13 protein-coding genes are annotated in these 17,948 nt (G+C 72.9%); 8 read left to right on the top strand and 5 right to left on the bottom strand.

From position 1 onward, the window contains the following. Window positions 1–186 precede the first annotated feature (186 nt). On the top strand, window positions 187–3,249 hold the full coding sequence (locus ACZ63H_RS18550) for an FG-GAP-like repeat-containing protein (protein WP_469866268.1): 3,063 nt from the start codon (window positions 187–189) through the stop codon (window positions 3,247–3,249). Window positions 3,250–3,289: 40 nt separating this feature from the next. Here the strand turns inward: ACZ63H_RS18550 and ACZ63H_RS18545 are convergent, their stop codons facing one another. The 4 genes from ACZ63H_RS18545 to ACZ63H_RS18530 form a co-directional block, all read right to left on the bottom strand. Beyond that, entirely contained in the window at window positions 3,290–3,733 is a 444-nt protein-coding gene (locus ACZ63H_RS18545; RefSeq protein WP_469866266.1) for a DUF7144 family membrane protein, read from the bottom strand. 211 nt (window positions 3,734–3,944) lie between these two features. Then, a complete protein-coding gene (locus ACZ63H_RS18540) occupies window positions 3,945–4,433 on the bottom strand; it encodes a hypothetical protein (protein ID WP_469866264.1) in 489 nt (162 codons plus the stop codon). 321 nt (window positions 4,434–4,754) lie between these two features. Then, window positions 4,755–9,650: a DNA repair ATPase gene (locus ACZ63H_RS18535; RefSeq protein WP_469866262.1), complete on the bottom strand. Its 4,896-nt coding sequence runs from the start codon at window positions 9,648–9,650 to the stop codon at window positions 4,755–4,757. Between the two features lie 87 nt (window positions 9,651–9,737). Further along, window positions 9,738–11,771, bottom strand: a complete 2,034-nt coding sequence (locus ACZ63H_RS18530; protein ID WP_469866257.1) for a flotillin family protein — start codon at window positions 11,769–11,771, stop codon at window positions 9,738–9,740. Between the two features lie 260 nt (window positions 11,772–12,031). On the opposite strand from ACZ63H_RS18530, the gene ACZ63H_RS18525 reads away from it, so the two are divergent. Continuing rightward, on the top strand, window positions 12,032–13,090 hold the full coding sequence (locus ACZ63H_RS18525) for a PucR family transcriptional regulator (protein ID WP_469866255.1): 1,059 nt from the start codon (window positions 12,032–12,034) through the stop codon (window positions 13,088–13,090). Window positions 13,091–13,151: 61 nt separating this feature from the next. Here the strand turns inward: ACZ63H_RS18525 and ACZ63H_RS18520 are convergent, their stop codons facing one another. Continuing rightward, on the bottom strand, window positions 13,152–13,436 hold the full coding sequence (locus tag ACZ63H_RS18520; RefSeq protein ID WP_469866253.1) for an STAS domain-containing protein: 285 nt from the start codon (window positions 13,434–13,436) through the stop codon (window positions 13,152–13,154). 234 nt (window positions 13,437–13,670) lie between these two features. Between ACZ63H_RS18520 and ACZ63H_RS18515 the strand changes: the two genes are divergently transcribed. From ACZ63H_RS18515 to ACZ63H_RS18490, 6 genes are all read left to right on the top strand, one after another. Next, entirely contained in the window at window positions 13,671–14,018 is a 348-nt protein-coding gene (locus ACZ63H_RS18515) for a helix-turn-helix transcriptional regulator (RefSeq protein WP_469866251.1), read from the top strand. Window positions 14,019–14,337: 319 nt separating this feature from the next. Further along, window positions 14,338–14,691 carry a hypothetical protein gene (locus tag ACZ63H_RS18510; RefSeq protein ID WP_469866249.1) on the top strand — a complete coding sequence of 118 codons (354 nt, stop codon included), beginning with the start codon at window positions 14,338–14,340 and terminating at the stop codon, window positions 14,689–14,691. A 411-nt stretch (window positions 14,692–15,102) separates the two neighbouring features. Continuing rightward, window positions 15,103–15,306: a cold-shock protein gene (locus tag ACZ63H_RS18505; protein ID WP_020113641.1), complete on the top strand. Its 204-nt coding sequence runs from the start codon at window positions 15,103–15,105 to the stop codon at window positions 15,304–15,306. A 179-nt stretch (window positions 15,307–15,485) separates the two neighbouring features. Further along, entirely contained in the window at window positions 15,486–17,015 is a 1,530-nt protein-coding gene (locus ACZ63H_RS18500; RefSeq protein ID WP_469866247.1) for a DEAD/DEAH box helicase, read from the top strand. A gap of 105 nt (window positions 17,016–17,120) precedes the next feature. Beyond that, a complete protein-coding gene (locus ACZ63H_RS18495) occupies window positions 17,121–17,468 on the top strand; it encodes a CBS domain-containing protein (protein ID WP_469866245.1) in 348 nt (115 codons plus the stop codon). 59 nt (window positions 17,469–17,527) lie between these two features. Further along, window positions 17,528–17,812 carry an SCO5918 family protein gene (locus ACZ63H_RS18490; protein ID WP_469866243.1) on the top strand — a complete coding sequence of 95 codons (285 nt, stop codon included), beginning with the start codon at window positions 17,528–17,530 and terminating at the stop codon, window positions 17,810–17,812. Window positions 17,813–17,948 lie beyond the last annotated feature (136 nt).

Below are 17,948 nucleotides of genomic sequence, written 5' to 3'. Positions count from 1 at the left end.
TGACAGGTGAGGGGAAGGACACCTCACCTGTCACACGGAACCGGCTCGTACGCGCGGGTGCCGCATCGTCCGTATCCGGACCGGCCGACCGGCTCGGCTCGGCCGCCTGTTCCCAACTGATGCTAGGATCCGCCGACTTGTTCGGGGGTTCGGGGGGTGGGGCCCTCCGTCGGGGAGGGGTAGCAAGTGACTGGTCGTGCCTTCGTGCGTGGCTCCCTTGTCACGTTCATCGGGCTCGCGCTCTCGGTGTCCGCCGTGCCGCCGGCGGTGCCGGCGTACGCGGATACCGCGACGGAGATCGTCGTTCCGGCCGCCATGCGCGCGACTCCGCGCACGGCGTACGTGCAGAGCGCGGGGGCTTCCGGCTTTCTCGAGTTCCGCTCCACCGCCGAGGCTCACGGCCTCTGGTGGACCGGTTACGACGGCAGCCGCAAGCCGGTGGAAGGCGGGGAGCGACTCCAGCCGGGCACCGCGGGTGTGTACGGCACCGGTTCGGACGTCGTCGCCCTTCGTCCCTCCCAGAGCAGTGGCGGGCAGGTCCTGCTCCGGGACATGGGAACCGGTACGACACAGACCGTGGCCGTCCCGGCGGGCCAGAGCTATCTCCAGACGTACGGACACACCGTCCTGACCGGCACGTCGACAGGCGGGGAACGCACCCGGCTGTTCCTGCTGCGCGACGAGGACGGCAGCACGGTGCAAAGGCCCGTCACCGGGCTCCCGGACGGGGTGGTCTTCCCCTACCTGCCCAGGGGTTCCGCCTCCGGCATCCTCGTCAGCTACCGCGGTCCCGACCGGGTGCTCCAGTACGCGTGGGTGGACGCGGAGACCGGTGCCGCCACGACCCTGCCGCCGCCGGTGGCGAGCACGGACACCGTGGTGGGACCCGACTACCTGGCCGGCTGGTACGACACGTCCCGGGTGCGGGTGTACGCCCAGGGTGCCTACGACGCGCCCACGCACGAGGTGGCGTTCCCCCGCACCTCGTCGAACAGGATCCTCGGTGTCGTCGGTGACGCGCTCGTCGTCGCGCGGCAGGACGGCTCCTCCGTCTGGAGCGTGTCCGCGCTGCCCTTCGACGGCTCCGCGGAACTGCCCCTGCTCAAGCGGGCGGATCCCGCCGCCGCCATGGCCCCCGACGGCGGCCTGGTCCTCGCCGGCGGGGAGTCCTCCCTCGACTACGGCATCGCCAGGATCCAGGCGGGCCCCGACGGTCTGCCCCGGGTCCACCGGATCGTGGACCTTCCGCCCGTGCCCTTCGGGATCGAGTCGCTCGATCTGAGCGGCGGCGAGCTGATGACCTACGAGTCCGGCGACGGGGCGACGCACCTGTACAGCCGCTCGCTGACCGCACCGGAGGCGCTGACGGCGGGCACGCGCACGGACCGGGGGGCGACCCGGAGGTGCGGGATCACGGCCGGGGACTACGGGGACTGTCCCCGTCTGATGGGAACGGGCGACGGCCGGGCGGTCGTGACGAACACGGACGGGGGGATGTCCGTCCTGGACCGGGGACAGCCCCTTCCCGGCACCCCGGTGACCTCCGGTCTCCAGGACGGCGACGGCCTCGTGGACGTCGCGGGCCGGTACGCGGCCTGGCGTGGGCCCACGCCCGCGGGAAAGGGCCTGGCGGTGGCGGATCTGGACACGCGGAAGGTCGTGCTCACCCGTACGGGCGCGGCCGACGTCGGCCCCTCCGCCCTGTGGGGCGAGACGCTGTGGGCGACGACCCAGAACGGCACCGTCACGGCCACGGAGGTGCGTTCGGGCACCGCGATCACGTCGTTCCGGGCGGTCGGCAGCGGCTGCTCGGTCGGTGGCTTCCAGGCGGTGGGACGCTGGGTGTACTGGTCCGGCTCGTGCGAGCTCGCCCAGGGCAGCGTGGACCGGGCCGTCGTGTACGACACCCGCAAGAAGGCGCTCATCGCCGTGCCCGCCGGCCGGGAGACGCGCCTGGGCGACGGCTTCCTGGTCACGCGTGACCCCGCCTCCGCAGCGCTGACCCTCACGGACGTCACGAGCGGCTCCGCGGTGAGCCGGACCCTGGCGGCCAAGGCCGGGAAGTGGGACGTCGATCCGTACACCGGCCTGGTCGGCTACGTGGACCCGGCCTCCCAGGACGTCCACGTCCTGCGAAGCGGCGTCCCCGCCACGGACATCGCGGTCCTGGGAGCGAGGACGGAACCCTCGGTCGGCCTGGTGGACCCGTCGTCCTCGTGGGACGGCACGTGGTGGCTCTCGAAGCCGGCCGCCTCGTGGACGCTGGCGTTCAGGAACAAGGCGACCGGGGCGACCGTGCGCACCCTGTCCGGCGGCGCCGCGCAGGGTGCGGTCCGTGCGTCCTGGAACGGCAGGACGCCGGCGGGCGCGTACGTGCCGAACGGCACGTACGGCTGGACGCTGACCGTGACCCCGGCCGACGGGCACGGCGCGCCGGCGACGGCGTCCGGCACGCTGAAGCTGACCGGTGGTGCCGCGGTGAGACGCGACCACGTCGGCTCCGACGGCATCGGCGACCTGCTCACGCTCGACGCCAAGGGTGCGCTCGCCTTCCATCGGGGCGACGGCACCGGGAAGTTCTCGGCGAAGACCTCGGCTGCGGGATGGCCGGCCTCGATCACGGCGGTGCCGTTCGGGGACCTGAACGGTGACCGTTGCAACGACGTGCTCGTGCGGGTCGGCGGCGGTGCGCTGCGGGGGTACCGCCCGGGGTGCGGAAAAGCCCTGACGACGTCCACGCCGTACACCACACTGGGAACGTCGGGCTGGAACCAGTACGACGTGCTGACCTCACCGGGCGATGTCACCGGTGACGGCCGGGCGGACCTGGTCGCCCGCCAGGCGTCCACCGGGGACATCTACCTGTACAAGGCCACGGGCGGCGGAAAGCTCACGGCACGGGCGAAGATCTTCTCCAAGTGGTCCGGCTACAAGGGGATCACCGGCGTCGGCGACCTCAACGGTGACGGATACGGGGACCTGCTGGCGCAGGACACGTCGAACAGGCTGTGGCGGTACACGGGAACGGCGACCGGCGGCTTCAGGGCGCGGGTCAAGGTGGCCGACAACTGGGGGGCCTCCTACAACGTCGTGGTGGGCGTCGGCGACATCACCGGGGACGGGAGGGCGGACCTCGTCTCCCGCGACACCTCCGGCAAGCTGTGGCGCCACAACGGCGACGGCAAGGGCTCCTTCGGTCCTCGCACCGCGATCGCCACCGGGTGGAAGGGTTACAAGGCCCTGTACTGACCGCCCGTGCCGCGCTGTCCGGACCGGTGCCGCCTGCGGGTCATCGCCGGGTGGGCTCCGGCTGGTGGGAGGCGAGGGCCCAGATCACGAACACGTCGATGGCCATGACGATGATCGACCACAGCGGCTGGTACGGCAGGAACAGGAACTGCGCGATCAGGCTCAGCGACGCGAGCGCGATGCCGACGGCGCGGGCCCAGGCGGCCCGGGAGAGGATGCCGCAGCCCGTGATGGCGGCGATGACGCCGAGGATCAGCAGGATCCACCCCCATCCGGTGAGGTTGATCTTGTAGACGTAGTCGCCGATCCGGGCGTAGACGTCGTCCCGGGCGATCGCGGAGATGCCCTGGAGGATCGCCAGGATGCCGTTGACGAGCAGCAGCACGCCGGCGAAGGTGGCGCCTCCGATGGCCAAGGCGCTGCGTCCGGAGGGGGGCGCGCCGTAACCGCCGGACGGCTCTCCCGGGTGAGGTTGTGCGGTCATGGTCGCACTCCGTTCTCCCTCGGCGGGCGGCGACCGGGCTGCCCGCTCACGTGCTTCGACCTTCCGCTCCCCGGCGGCTGCCGGCCACAAGGGCTGAGCCGTTCGGGTGACGGGTACTCCCGCCGGCGGGAGCCCGGCTCGGCCAGTCGCGGTTACCGGAGATACTCATGATCGTCCCTTGCTGCGCGTACCGCGGACCGCGTGCCGCGGGTCAACCAGGCGGCCTGGCCGCGGTCCGCTCCGCCTTCGTGCTTCCGGAACCGACTTCCGGCACCCTGAGCGCGAACCAGCCGACCCGCGCCCCCAACAGCCAGACCACACCCAGATAGAGCCCCGGGCCGACTTCGCGTATCTCGTCGCGCACACCGCGAGCCACCAGTGAGATGCGGGAGTAGTCGATGACGATGCAGTCCTGTTCGTCCATCAGACTCGGCCCGGTGTAGACCTGAGCCACGAGGGCGAGCACGTCGAACGCGGTCATCCGGTTACTGAGATATCCCGCGCGGTCGAACACCTTCCCCCGCCACAGGGCCGTGCGCACCAGCCGGGCGAGCAGCTCCGCCACCCATCGGCCGCCCCACGGGAAGATTCCCGTGCCCTCCAGCGGGCCGTGCGGGATCTCGCCGGGCGGACTGGTGCGGAACAGCTCCACCAAGCCGCCGTCCCCCATCCGGAGCAGGTCCTTCTCGGTGAGTGCCACGATCGGTCCTCCGGCATTCACTCCGCACGCCACCCGGCACGTCACCCGCGCCTGGACGCGGTCCCGACCGGGCGTGTCACCGGCTTGCCCGGTTTCCGGTCGGGCGTTTCGAACATGGGTAAGGGGGATGGAGTCGGACCCACCTCCGATTGTCGACGCTCCCGGTGAGCACCGCCACCGCTGCCGGGACGGACAGCGACCGTCCGCGCTCCGGTACACCGGGTGCCGGCTTCCTTCCGCCGCAGGTCACTCGTGTGTCGCCGATCGTGGCCGGCGTCACGATGACGGAGGCCACGGCCACGGGTGGGGGGAAGTACGCCCTCACGGCTCCCTCCGCTCGGCCGCGTGCCGGGCGTCCGGGCCGGTGAGCCGTGGGTGCGGGCCGGTCGCGCGGGTGATGGCCGTCTCTACGGCGGTGATCCGGTCCGCGAGCAGCCCGAGTGCCGCGACGGCCCGGGTGAGGGGGTCGTCCCCGGGGCCGCCGAGGGTCCGCGTACGGACGTACGCCGCCTTCACCTCGGCCCAGCGGGCCGCCTGGCCGGGGGTGAGGGTGCCGCGCAGTTCCGCCAGTTTCAGCAGGTTGGCCTCGGCGTCCGTGGTCAGGGTCTGGGCCTCGGCCGTGTAGTGGTCGTCGATCACGGCGGCCAGCTCGGTATCGTCCATGACCGGCTGGATGCGCTGGGCGATCTTGTTCATGTTGCGGTAGGAGCCCTGGAGCCGGAAGGGCGGTTCGGTACGGGCCGCGTCCGACTGGGCCGCCGAGGCGATGTAGGCCGCGTTGACCGCCAGCACCGTTTCCCGGGCGGTCAGCAGGTGCCGCAGCACGGTCAGGACCCGCTCCAGTTCGGCGGGCGGGTAGGCGTGGGAGAGCCGGTCGGCACGGGCCGTCGGGTCGTCCTGGGCGAGGCGGACCAGCAGGTCGAGGTCGGTGCGGTCGCGGCCGGCGAGCGGGGCCAGGACCGGGTTGGCGGTGAGCGCGTTCTCCACGAAGCTCATCTCGAAGGCGTCCTGTCTGCCGGTCAGGACATCGCCGAGGTTCCAGACGTCGGCGCGGTTGGCGAGCATGTCCGGCACCTGGAAGCGGCTCCCGGACTCGGTGTAGGGGTTGCCGGCCATGCAGACCGCGAACCGCTTGCCGCGCAGGTCGTAGGTGCGCGGTTCGCCGTCGCGGACGCCGTCGACGCGGCGGGTGGCGTCGCACAGCGGGATGAACTTCTGGAGCAGCTCGGGCGAGGTGTGCTGGATGTCGTCCAGGTGGAGGAGGGTGTTGTTGCCCGCCTCCAGCGCGAAGTTGATCTTTTCGACCTCCTGGCGCGCGGTGGCGTTCGGGGCCTCGGCCGGGTCGAGGGAGGTGACGGCATGGCCCAGTGCCGGACCGCTGACCTTGACGAGCATCAGGCCGAGGCGCTCGGCGACGTACTCCATGAGGGTCGTCTTGCCGTATCCGGGCGGGGAGAGGAGGAGCAGCAGTCCGCCGGTGTCGGTGCGCTTGGTGTCGCCGGTGGTACCCAGTTGCCTGGCCAGGCTGTCGCCGATGAGCGGCAGGTAGACCTCGTCGACGAGCCGGTTGCGGACGAAGGCGGACATGACGCGCGGGCGGTGGTCGTCCAGGCGCAGACGGTCGCGTTCGGCGGTGACGAGGGCGGCGCGCCGCCGCTGGTAGGCGCGGTGGGCGGGGACGTCCCGCGCGGCGAACCGGGCGGTGCGGGCGAGGAACTCGTCCAGGCGCAGGGGCAGGCGGCCCGCGGTGATGCGCGGGTGGCTGCCCAGCAGACCCGCGGCCGTCGCCGTGAGGGGGGCGTCGCCGTCGTAGCGCGGCAGATCGGGGCAGAGTTCGGCCGCCACGGCCTCGGCCACGTCGCCTGCGGTGAGGTCCGTGCCGGTGGCCGTCGCGTACGAGGACAGCCACGTTTCGACGAGCTGCCGGCGTACGCCCGGGTCGTCCAGCGCGGTCAGGTCGTCGGCGTAGGCGCTCCCGCCGGCGGCGCGGTGGAACTTGTCCAGCAGGGTGCGGGCGCCCGCGCTCAGGACGAACCCGTCGGGACCGGTGGTCAGCTCCTCGACGAGGTAGGAGGCGGCGGCCTCCGCGTACTCACCGCCGATCCGCTGTGCGAGTTCCCGCTCCAGTTCGGCGATGGCGGGTGCCAGGCCGAAGGTGTCCCGGGCGCGGACCAGCGAGCGTGCGCGCCGGGCCCATGTCTGACGTTCCGCGGCGGTGGTGCCATGGGCCCAGTGGAGCTGGGCGGCGGCGCGGGCGGCGGGTTCGTGGCGGAGGGTCCCGGCCGTCTCGTACAGGGGCAGGAGCGCGGTGAGGACGAGCACCGTGTCGTGGTCGTGGACACCGGTGGTGTATCCCTCGTCGTACGCCTCTCGCGCCGCCGTGCGCACCAGGGCGGGGAGGTCCTCGGCCGCCGTGAGGGCGGCCGGGCCGTGTTCGCGCAGCAGGCGGGCGGCGAGGTGCTCGGCGCGGTAGACCTCCGGTGACTCCGAGGGCAGGGGGCGGTGCCAGTGCGCGCGGGTGGCCGCGAAGTCCGGGTCCGTGACCGGGGCGCGGTAGTCGGTGCCGGTGACCGCGAAGGCGAGGCCGTCGTCGTGCGGGACGAGGGCCAGGTCGAGGGGCTGGGTGTTGACGGCGAAGCGGTGGGCGCCGAGGCGGAGGGTGCGGCCGTCGTCGGCGTACAGGTCGGTGCGGTCCCGCAGGGCGCGTTCGGCTTCCTGGCGGGCGGCTTTCAGCCGGCCGTCGAGTTCCTCGGCCCGCACCGTGTCGCCCAGCTCGCGGAGTTCCGCGGCGGTGCGGCGGACCTTGGCCGGCATCGGGTCGGAGGCGAAGTAGGCGGCGATCGCGTCGGCGTCGGGGAGGGTGGCGCAGCGCCGGGTGACCGTCTCCAGGACCCGCGTGGCGGAGGCGGCGAGTTGTCCGGTGCGGCGGGCGCGGGCGTCGGAGAGCGACTGCTTGCGGGCGGTGAAGGCGTCGTAGACCTCGGTGCGCTTGTCCGCGAGGGCGCCGAGGAGGTCGTCGGACTCCGCGAAGCGGGCCTCCAGGTCCTCCAGCCGGGCCAGGAGCCGGGCGAGCTGGTCGTCGCACGCCTGCGGGGTGTCCGCGACCGTGAGGGCGGCGGTGACGGCCTGCGCGAGCAGCGCCGTTTCGGCGGCGAACTCGGCGCGGCCCTCACGCTCGGCCAGCGCGCGGCGGCGCGCGTCCAGGGTGGCCCGGGCCCGGTTGATCCCCGCCAGCACCCCGGCCATGCGCTCCAGGACGGACGTACGGACGGTGGTGTCGCCCATGTCGAGGGCGGCGACGACATCGGTGACCGTGCGCAGGGCGTCGCCGAGTCCGTCCAGCCGGGCGGCCACGGGGCCCGCCTCGGCGACCGTGGAGATCGCCTCCGCGTCGGCGACGAGCCCTTCGACCTCCTGTTCGTGACCGGTGAACGCGTCCTCACGGGCCAGGAAGGCGACGGCCCGCTGCCCGAACGCCGCGAGGTCGGCCTCCGCCGCGGCGGCGAGGGCGTCGACACGGGAGATGTCCGCGTACCGCGTCTCCTTGAGAGTCAGCAGATGGCCGTGGGCGTGCCGCAGCTCGGTCAGCCCGCTCACCCAGGCCGCGGCCTCCTTCGGTGCCTCCCCGCGCAGGCGGCGGACGACGGACGCGATGCGCTCGGCGGCTTCGTCCAGGGCGTCTTCGGCCTGCCGGGCCAGCGCCCGTACGGTCTCGAACTCGGCCAGCACCTGCTCGGCCGTGCCGCGGACCGCGTCCAGCGCGCCCAGCAGGTCGCCCAGATCGGCGTCGGCCAGCCAGTGGTGGGCGTCGGCGGCACGCACACAGGCGGCGACCAGCGCACGGTAGCCCTCGCTGGTCGTGTTGCCCTCCCGGGCCAGGCCGGCGACGGACAGGCAGGCGGCGATGCCGCGCACGAGATCGGCGTTGCCCACCCGGCCCAGCGCGCCGCTCCCCGCCGGAGTGGTCGCGGCGTGAGCGTCGGAGACGTAGGGCGAGCGCCACAGCTGTACCGGATGGACCTGTGCCGGCTCCTCGCCGTCGGCGCGCAGCACCCCGAAGGTGCCGTCGTCGAACAGCGCCCAGCCCCGGCAGGGCAGCGGGTTCGCCATCTCCTTGCGGATGGTGTTGTACGACAGCAGCAGACCGCGGCTCTCCCCGCGCGCCTGGAAGGCGTACAGCACGTCCTCGCCGTTGGGAGAGCGGATCTCCCGCTCGAACTCCAGGCCCTGGGCGGCGATTTCGTACGTCTTGTGGGCGCCCGTGGCCAGGCAGTAGCCGCCGGGGAACACGATGCCCTGGTCGTCGGGCAGGCGGCGGCACGCCTGCCCGATGCCGTCCAGGCGGACGACCGTCCTGGTGAGGGTGTTGAACACCAGGTGGCGGTGGGCGTCCTCCTTGTACGGCCGTACGCGCAGCAGGATCAGGGCGCCCACGCGCGCGTGCGCGATGTCCGCGTCGGCGAGCGCCTGCAGCGGCTCCACGACCGGCTCACCGTGGATCCCCTCACCCGTCTCGGTGTCGTTCTCCAGCTTCACGGTGAGCGTGCCGCCGACGGTGGAGACGTACAGCTCGTCCTGGACGCGGACGTGCGGATGGCGGCCGAGGACGTGGTCCTCGCGGGTCGTCTCGGTCCAGGCGAAGTCGTGGGAGGGCGGGAACACGTCGTCGCGCTCGCCGCGCGCGTCCAGGAACGACGGCCGGCCGGCCTCGTCCAGGGCCCAGCGCAGTACGCGGATGTCCTCGGTCTTCTCGCCCGTGCGGAAGACCGCCAGCAGCCTGCCGTCGAGCCGGCGCAGCCGGAGCAGGCGGGCCTGCCGGTAGTACCGGTGCAGGTCGGCGAATTCCCGCACGAACGCGGCGTCGTCGAGCAGACCGGGTACGGCCGTGTCGGGCAGCGGGTTCAGCTCGCGGTCGTAGAGGGCGAACACGTCGGCCACCGCCGTCCGCGGGCCGAGGCCGGGCCGGTCGGTGGCGCCGACCAGCAGGGCGTCGCCCACGGCCACGGTGTCCCGCGGCACGCACGCGTGCTCCGTGCGCAGGCGCCGGGTGCCGGCCAGCTCCAGCCGTGCCGTGCCGAATTCCTCGACGCGCCGGGTGTTGAGCAGTTCGGCACGGCGGGCGAGTTCGCCGGCCTGCGCGGCGAGCCGGTCGCGCAGCACCTCGTACGTGCCGGCGTCGGCGCTGTCGTGCACGCCGGTCTCCGGGGCGGTGGCCATGGACGGTCGATCCCTTCGAGGAGGTGGCGGCAGGGGGTGGTGCCGGACCTGCCGTCCCCGTGCGGCTCCGGCACCACGCGGTCCCGGTCAGACCCTGGCCGCGCCGTTCAGGGCGGTGAGCGGGGTGTCGGCGAGGCCGAGTTCGCCCGCCTTGTCGAGGAGCTGCTGGAGCTGTCCCGCGTTCGTGCCGCCCGCCTTCATCAGTCGCATCAGCAGGGCGGATACGGTCAGGTCGCGCACGTCGGCCGTCGAGACGGAGCCGAGGACGCGGACGAGGTCGTCGGTGAAGCCCGACGTGCCGTCCAGCCAGGGCTTCGCCAGTGTCCGCGCGGTCTGCGAATTCTCCACGAAGGCGTCGACGCCCTTGCCGAGCGCGATGGAGCCGACCAGCTTGTCGAAGAAGACCGACTCGCCACCGACGATGTTGATGTCGGCGTTCTCCAGGCCGGTGGCGAGGACGGCGGCCTGCGCCTCGGCGACCTTGCGCTGCGCGTCCAGTCCGGCCAGCCGGACGTCCTTCTCCGCCTCCAGCCGCAGCCGGTACTCCTCGTGCCCGCGCGACGCCTCGTCCAGGGCGGCCATCGCGGCGGCCTTCTCGGTGAGGCCGGCGGCCTCCGCCTTGAGCTTCTCGCCGATCGCCTCGGCCTGGGCGAGGGCCTTGGCCCGCAGGCCCTCGGCCTCCGCCCGCAGCCGGGCCCCGGTCGCCTCCGCCTCGGCGCGGCCGGTCTTCTCGACGACCTCGGCCTCCTTGTCGCGGACCTGGACGGCGGCCAGTCCCTCGGCGGCGGCCTCGGCCCGCACGCCCTCGGCGAGCCGCACCTTCGCCTGCGCGTCGAGGTCGGCGGTCTTCAGCCGCGCCTCGGCGAGGGTCAGCTCCTCGGCGGCCCGGTGGGTGGCCGCCTGCTCGGCGGCCTCCGCGGCCTTGATGTCCTTGACCAGCCTCTCCTGCGCCTCGGCCTCCGCGGCGATGACGACGGCCTGCCGCTGCCGCTCGGCCTCCTCGACCGCGCGCAGCTTCTTGATGGCCTCCTCCTGCTCGGCGACCGTGCGGTCCACCGCGACCCGCTCCCGGATGACCTCGGCGATGTCCCGCCGCTCCGCCTCGACCTCCTTCTCGGCGGCGATCCGCGTCAGCTGGGTCTCCCGCTCCCGCGCGATGACCTCCAGCAGCCGGTCCTTCTCGACGCGCTCGTTCTCCACGGCGATGACCCGCTCGCGGTTCTTCGCCGCGACGGCGACCTCCCGGGCCTGGTTCTCCCGCTGCACGCCGAGCTGCTCCTCGGTGCGCAGGAAGGCGGACTGGGCGCGCAGCCGCTCCTCCTCCACCACCCGGGCGGTCTCGGCCTCCTCGCGCGCCCGGGAGGTCTCGATCTCCCGCCGCTGCTTGATCTCGGCGTCGGCCTGCCGGCGCTCCAGCTCCAGGATGGCCTCGCGGGCGTCGACGTTCTGCCGGGTGATCTCCTTCTCCTCGGTGCGCTGGTACTCGTTGGTGCGCACGTGCTCGATCGTCGTCAGCTCGGTGATCTTCCGGATGCCCTGGGCGTCGAGGACGTTGGCCGGGTCCAGCTGGGTCAGCGGCGTCTGCTCCAGGTAGTCGATCGCCGCGTCCTCCAGGTGGTAGCCGTTGAGGTCGACGCCGATCAACTCGATGATCTTGTACCGGAGTTCCTCGCGCTGGGTGTACAGGTCGGTGAAGTCCATCTGCTTGCCGACCGTCTTCAGCGCCTCGGAGAACTTCGCGTGGAACAGCTCCTGGAGCGTACGCTGGTCGCTGGCCCGCTGGGTACCGACGGCCTGGGCGACCTTGATGACGTCCTCCACGGTCTTGTTGACCTTGACGAAGAACGAGATCCGTATGTCCGCGCGGATGTTGTCCCGGCAGATCAGCCCTTCCTTGCCGGCCCGGGTGATCTCGATCGTCTTCACCGAGATGTCCATCACCTCGGCCTTGTGCAGCACCGGCAGCACGACCTGCCCGGTGAAGGTCACGTCGACCTTGCGCATCCTGGAGACGATCAGCGCCTTGCCCTGCTCCACCTTGCGGAACAGCCGGGAGAGGACCAGCAGGCCCACCGCCACGAGCAGGAGGAGGGCGACGGCGAGCACGCCGATGACAGACATGGCATACGTCCTTGAGGCAGTGGGCGGTCGAAGGGACAGCCGCGCGTCGGTGAACGGTGCACCGCTTCGGCATGCGTCCCGGTGCCGGACCACCTGCCGGTGTCCGGCATCGGAGCCCCCCGCAGTGCTCCCCGCGGCCCATGATGAGGGACCGGCGCACGCCCGCGCATTGCCGGTGTCCGGCAGTCTTCACTAGGGTCTGCATGCCGGTGACCCACCAAGAAGGCGTCATCGGCGCGTCAGGATCCGGGGGGGGCGGCGTGACAGGGCGGGACATTCCCGAGCAGTATCTGGACGGCTATGCCGCCATCCTGGCCGAGGTCTCGGCCACGGGCCGCCGTCTCACCCGGGAGGAGATCGCCTCCCGGCGGGCCCTGGGCGAGCAGGCGGCGGAGGCGGGCTACGGGCTGCGGTCCCTGGTCAGCGCCCACCTGACCGCCGCGCGCGCCGTGCGGCCGCCTGCCCGCGGCTCGGCCGACGGCACCCTGGCAGCCGTGCACCAGGTGATAGACGCCTTCGCCGAGGGCTACGAACGCGCCCAGCGCATCGCCGTGCGCCAGGAGGAGGCGGCGCGCCGGGAGTTCATCGACGACCTGCTCTACGGCCGCAGCGACCTCGGCCGTCTCGCCGAACGCGCCGAACGCTTCGGCCTGCGCCTCTCCCGCGCCCACGCCGTCGCCGTCGCCGAGGGCCCGGTGGCCTACGCGGAGGGCGCACCGGTGGCCCGACGGGTGGAGCAGGCGCTGCTGGCCCGCTTCGGCAACCGGGACGTGCTGCTCACCACGAAGGACGGCCGGCTGCTGTGCGTCGCCCCCGGCCACGAGGACGAGGTCCTGCCCTGCTTCGCCGGACAGGCCCGTGCCGCCATCGGCGGCGGCACGGTGGCGATCGGCCGCCCGCAACCGGGCCCGGGCGGAGTCGTCCAGTCCTACGAGGAAGCCCTCAACACCCTGGAGCTGGCGCGGCGGCTGGGCCTGGACGACCCGGTCCTGCGCGCCGCCGACCTCCTCGTCTATCCCGTCCTGACCCGCGACCGGCAGGCCATGGCCGACCTCGTCCTCGGCGCCCTCGGCCCGCTCACCACGGCACGCGGCGGCGCCGAGCCGCTCCTCGACACGCTCACCGCCTACTTCGAGTCCGGCTGCGTCGCCGCCGAGGCCGCCCGCCGCCTGTCGCTCAGCGTCCGGGCCCTGACCTACCGCCTGGCACGCATCCACCAACTCACCGGCGCCGACCCGGCCGACCCCGCCCACCGCTACATGCTGCAGACCGCGGTCATCGGCGCCCGGCTGCTGGACTGGCCGGCCAAGGAACTCTGAGAGGGACCGCGGGCGGCCCCGAAGAGGGCGCCGGGTTGTCCGAGTGGATGCCTTATCGGGCCTATGCCCCCTTCGGCATGGCCCGTGGAAGCAGGAACAGTTCACCGGCGCCGAGGAGGGTGAGCAGTCTGGCGACCGGGGGGCTGGCCGCGTCGACGGTGACGGTCTTGTTCTGGCTCATCGCCCGTCGGCGCAGGTCCAGGAGGAGGTTGAGGCCGGCGCAGTCGCAGAAGCCGACGCCGCCGAGATCGAGGTCCAGGCCGGTGGCCGAGTCGGCCAGCGACTGGAAGAGGTCGGGCCACAGGGAGCGGGCGGAGTCGAGGTCGAGTTCGCCCAGGACCGTCACCCGGATCCGGCTCCCGCGCGGAGCGTACGCGGCGGTCGCCGCACCTCCAGGACCTCTGGAACCGGAGACCGCCGTGGGTGTGGCGCTGTGGACAAGGCCGTACATGGTCACTCCCGCCTCTGCTCGCCGACGTCTACGGCGGCGCCGCCCGCCCGACTGGCACACGTCCATCGTTACATGAACAGTAATACGTGTTTCTGGATGCGTGAAAGTGGGGTTGGGTAAACTCGGGGCATGGACGGAGTGCCCGAGTCACACACTGGTTGGACCTTCCTGACGAACCACGCCCGCGTACTCGCCGCCATCGCGGACAATCAGAACGCGCGCATCCGCGACATCGCGGCGCACTGCCGGCTCACCGAGCGTGCCGTGCAGAAGATCATCGCCGACCTCGAACGGGACGGTTACCTCTCGCACCGGCGGGAGGGGCGCGGGAACACCTACCGGATCGATCCCACGCAGATCCTCCGTCATCCCACCGAGGCGAACCAGGGCCTGACGGTGGCCGCGCTCCTCTCCCTGCTCGTCCAGGACGAGGCCGACCGCAGCGACCAGCCCGGCCGGCAGCACGCGACGGCCTGACCCTCCGGCGCGGCGGCCGGCGCGCCCTCGCGGTGACGCTCGGGTTCGGCGTCCGCGTTCGCCCCGCGGCCCGACGGCCGCGATCCGCGCCGCCCGCGTCCACCGGAGACGTCCGCGGCGCCCTGCCGCCCCCTGATGCGGGTTCGCGGGTTCCGGCAGTGCTCTTCGACATCCAGCGGGTCCGGGTCCGGCACGTGTCGCCTTCGGCGCGCTCCACGAGTGATCGCCGACCCCCGTTCGGGGGACAGCGCGTCTATCCCGGCGGCGCCGGGGCATCGCTGGCACTGACCGTACCGGTACCCGACAGAAGGAAACCCCTGTGTCTCTTCGTTCCGTCACGGCGGCCGTCGGCGCCGCCTGCAGTGCCTTCGTCCTGCTGCTGGCCGTTCCGGGCGCGGCCACCGCGGCGACCGGCCAGTTCCGCTACACCTACACCACCGCGGAGGGGTACGACGCCGTCGGCTTCCTGAACAACCCGGCCGGCCGCGCGTGCGTCAACCTCCCCACGCCCGCCGCCGCACCCGGAACGGTGTCCAGGGCGCCGAAGAACCTCACGAACGCCACCGCCACCGTCTTCCTCGACGCCGACTGCGAGGGCGACGCCTACTACACCCTGCGGCCGGGCGCGGGAGCGTCCGAGCGCCTGCTGCTGCGCTCCGTCGTCTTCTCCTGAACGGCCGGCCCCGGGTGCGGTGACCGGCCCGGGGCGGTGATGTGGGCTTCGTCTCCCGCCCGGGGTTCGGTGGGTTTTCAGGGGGTCTGTCCGATGGCCGCGACAGCGGGTGCGAACGGTGCGTCGTACGAGGTCAGGGGGCTGCCGGTGGACCGGCCGGCGGTAAGGCCGCGGGCCTGGGAGGCAATATCTGTGGTGGCGACATGAGAAATCGACTCGGCACGCGATACGTATTCCCGCGACCACGGGCGGGGGCGAAATTCCGGACCGCGCAGGGGCCGCCTCGGCGTGCTAGTGTCGTCATCAGTTGCAGGTGTGGTTGCCAGAAGGTTTTTCCGACGGCTGATCATCACGGCGACATGGAATGCGCACAAGGCGTGTTCCTGGCACCGTCTCCGAAGGAGAAACAAAATGGCTACCGGTACCGTGAAGTGGTTCAACGCGGAAAAGGGCTTCGGCTTCATCGAGCAGGACGGCGGCGGCCCCGACGTCTTCGCCCACTACTCGAACATCGCCGCCCAGGGCTTCCGTGAGCTGCAGGAAGGCCAGAAGGTGTCGTTCGACATCGCGCAGGGCCAGAAGGGCCCGACGGCCGAGAACATCGTCACCGCCTGATCCGCGGAAGCGACGCATTCTTCACAGCTGGGGCCCGCACCTTGGGGTGCGGGCCCCGGCTCGCTTTATTTCCAGGGCAATTCTGCCCTGTCATTTTCGGCCCGTTCTCGCGATTCTCTGCGCCGCTCGTTCTGCCGCGGAAACTCCTTGATACGCGCCCGCATCGAGGAAGGTTCCGCATGAACCGCACAGCCAACAACTCGCGCACGAGTTCCCCGCGCACTCGTACCACCCGCTCGTACGACCGCTCCGGCGGAAACGGCGGCGGCCGCTCCGGTGCCCCGCGCCGCTCCGGCGGCTCGGGAAACCGACAGCCCGTGCGGGGCGAGTTCGCGCTGCCGAAGACGGTGACGCCCGCGTTGCCCGCCGTCGAGACGTTCGCCGATCTCGACATGCCGGCGCCGCTGCTGGCCACCCTGCGCGAGGAAGGCGTGACCGCGCCGTTCCCGATCCAGGCGGCGACCCTGCCGAACTCCCTGGCCGGCCGTGACGTACTGGGCCGCGGCCGTACCGGGTCCGGCAAGACCCTCGCCTTCGGGCTCGCGGCACTGGCCCGTACGGCGGGCCGGCGCGCCGAACCGCGCCGGCCGCTGGCCCTGGTCCTCGTCCCCACCCGCGAGCTGGCCCAGCAGGTCACCGACGCGCTGACGCCCTACGCCCGGTCCGTGCGCCTGCGGCTCGCCACCGTCGTCGGCGGGATGTCCATCGGCAGGCAGGCCGGCGCGCTGCGCACCGGCGCCGAGGTCGTCGTCGCGACGCCCGGCCGGCTCAAGGACCTCATCGAGCGGGGGGACTGCCACCTCGCCGACGTCGGCATCACGGTGCTCGACGAGGCCGACCAGATGACCGACATGGGCTTCATGCCCCAGGTCACCGCCCTGCTCGACCAGGTCCGCCCGGACGGCCAGCGGATGCTGTTCTCGGCCACCCTGGACCGCAACGTCGACCTGCTGGTGCGCCGCTACCTGACCGACCCGGTGGTGCACTCCGTCGACCCGTCGGCCGGTGCCGTCAGCACGATGGAGCACCACGTGCTGCACGTGCACGAGGCCGACAAGCACCGCACGACCACCGAGATCGCGGCCCGGGACGGCCGGGTCATCATGTTCCTGGACACCAAGCACGCGGTGGACCGGCTGACCAAGCACCTGCTGAACAGCGGTGTCCGCGCCGCGGCCCTGCACGGTGGCCGCTCGCAGCCGCAGCGCACCCGGACCCTGGCGCAGTTCAAGGACGGTCACGTCACCGTCCTGGTGGCCACGAACGTCGCGGCGCGCGGCATCCACGTCGACAGCCTCGACCTGGTCGTCAACGTGGATCCGCCCAGCGACCACAAGGACTACCTGCACCGGGGCGGCCGTACGGCCCGCGCCGGGGAGTCCGGCAGCGTCGTCACCCTCGTGACCCCCGCCCAGCGCCGCGGCATGACCCGGCTGATGGCCTCGGCCGGCATCACCCCGCACGTCACCCCGGTCCGCTCGGGCGAGGCGGAGCTGAGCCGCATCACCGGCGCCCAGGCGCCCTCCGGGGTCCCGGTGGTCATCACCGCGCCCGCCGTGGAACGCCCCCGCCGCGCGTCCGGGTCCGCGCCGTCCCGCAACCGCCGCGGCCGTGCCGGGCAGGGGGGCCGGCCCGCGCAGGGCCGTCCCGCCGGCGCGGGGACGCGGCGCGGGGCCCAGCGGCGGCCCGGCACCGAGTCGGCCGCGTAGCCCGGAGCAGTCTCCCGCCCCCGCCCGGAGCCCTCGTGGTCTCCCCCGCGGCCTCCCGCTCCCGGAAGGCGCGAGGGGCCCCGTCCCCCACCGAAGGAGTCACCCTTGACGCCTGCACGGACACAGCACCGCGTTCCGGACCCCGCTCCCGTGGGCGGGGGCGGGGACGGCGAAGGGCACGGTCCCCGGGTCTGGGACGACATGACCGTCGAGGTGGCCCTGGCCGTCATGGCGGGTGCCCGGGTCGAGTACCTGACCGTGTGCGACGCGGACGACCGGAGCACGGGCCTGATCACCCGGGTCCGGCTCGCCGGCCTCCGCGACAGCCCGGCGTACACGGACCGGATCCGGCTGCGGGACGTCCTCGACGGATCGCCGTGCCCGTCCGGCGCCCGCCCCGGTGACGCCGGTGCGCACGGCCGGGCTCCCGGCGCGCTCGCCCTCACGGGCTGATCCGGCCGGTCCCGGGCGGCCCGTTCCCCCCTCCCCCGTCTTCTCCCCTGTGAGGCATCATGCGCTGTGTCATCGCCCGGTACCCGTTCGACCTGACCCGGACCGGGGTGCTGGACTCGATGAAGGACGTCAAGCCCGAGCCGGTCACGGGCGCGTCGGTGACCATCGGCCGCCGTCGCTACCCCGTCAAGCAGGTGGGCCGGATCCTCACCCGGCGGGCCATGACGCGCCTCGGGTTCACCTGCCACGACGGCCCCCGGGCCGCGGCCGAGGGCGCTCCCGCTGGGCTCCGGGCCGCGTCGGCGCTGCTCGGCGGCGCCGGCACCGCCACCGCGGCCGTGTGAGGAAGGGCGGGAAACCGCCCCCGGGAAAGTGACGGGGGCCCTCCTCCCCACTTCCGGCAGGGCCCCCCCTCCCCTCTCCCCCCCCCCCCGGAAAACCCGCCCAGTAGAGGGACCCAGGGGGGGGCCCAGGGAGGGG

The sequence above is a fragment of the Streptomyces sp. NPDC104831 genome (assembly GCF_055583025.1).
The sequence above is the reverse complement of the archived record's forward strand: the minus strand, read 5'-3'. Positions and strand labels throughout refer to the sequence as shown.

Coding starts and splice junctions, on each gene's coding strand:
- ACZ63H_RS18535 (WP_469866262.1), bottom strand. CDS start 9,650: ATGGCCACCGCCCCGGAGACCGGCGTGCACGACAGCGCCGACGCCGGC.
- ACZ63H_RS18505 (WP_020113641.1), top strand. CDS start 15,103: ATGGCTACCGGTACCGTGAAGTGGTTCAACGCGGAAAAGGGCTTCGGC.
- ACZ63H_RS18500 (WP_469866247.1), top strand. CDS start 15,486: ATGAACCGCACAGCCAACAACTCGCGCACGAGTTCCCCGCGCACTCGT.
- ACZ63H_RS18515 (WP_469866251.1), top strand. CDS start 13,671: ATGGACGGAGTGCCCGAGTCACACACTGGTTGGACCTTCCTGACGAAC.
- ACZ63H_RS18490 (WP_469866243.1), top strand. CDS start 17,528: ATGCGCTGTGTCATCGCCCGGTACCCGTTCGACCTGACCCGGACCGGG.
- ACZ63H_RS18530 (WP_469866257.1), bottom strand. CDS start 11,771: ATGTCTGTCATCGGCGTGCTCGCCGTCGCCCTCCTCCTGCTCGTGGCG.
- ACZ63H_RS18545 (WP_469866266.1), bottom strand. CDS start 3,733: ATGACCGCACAACCTCACCCGGGAGAGCCGTCCGGCGGTTACGGCGCG.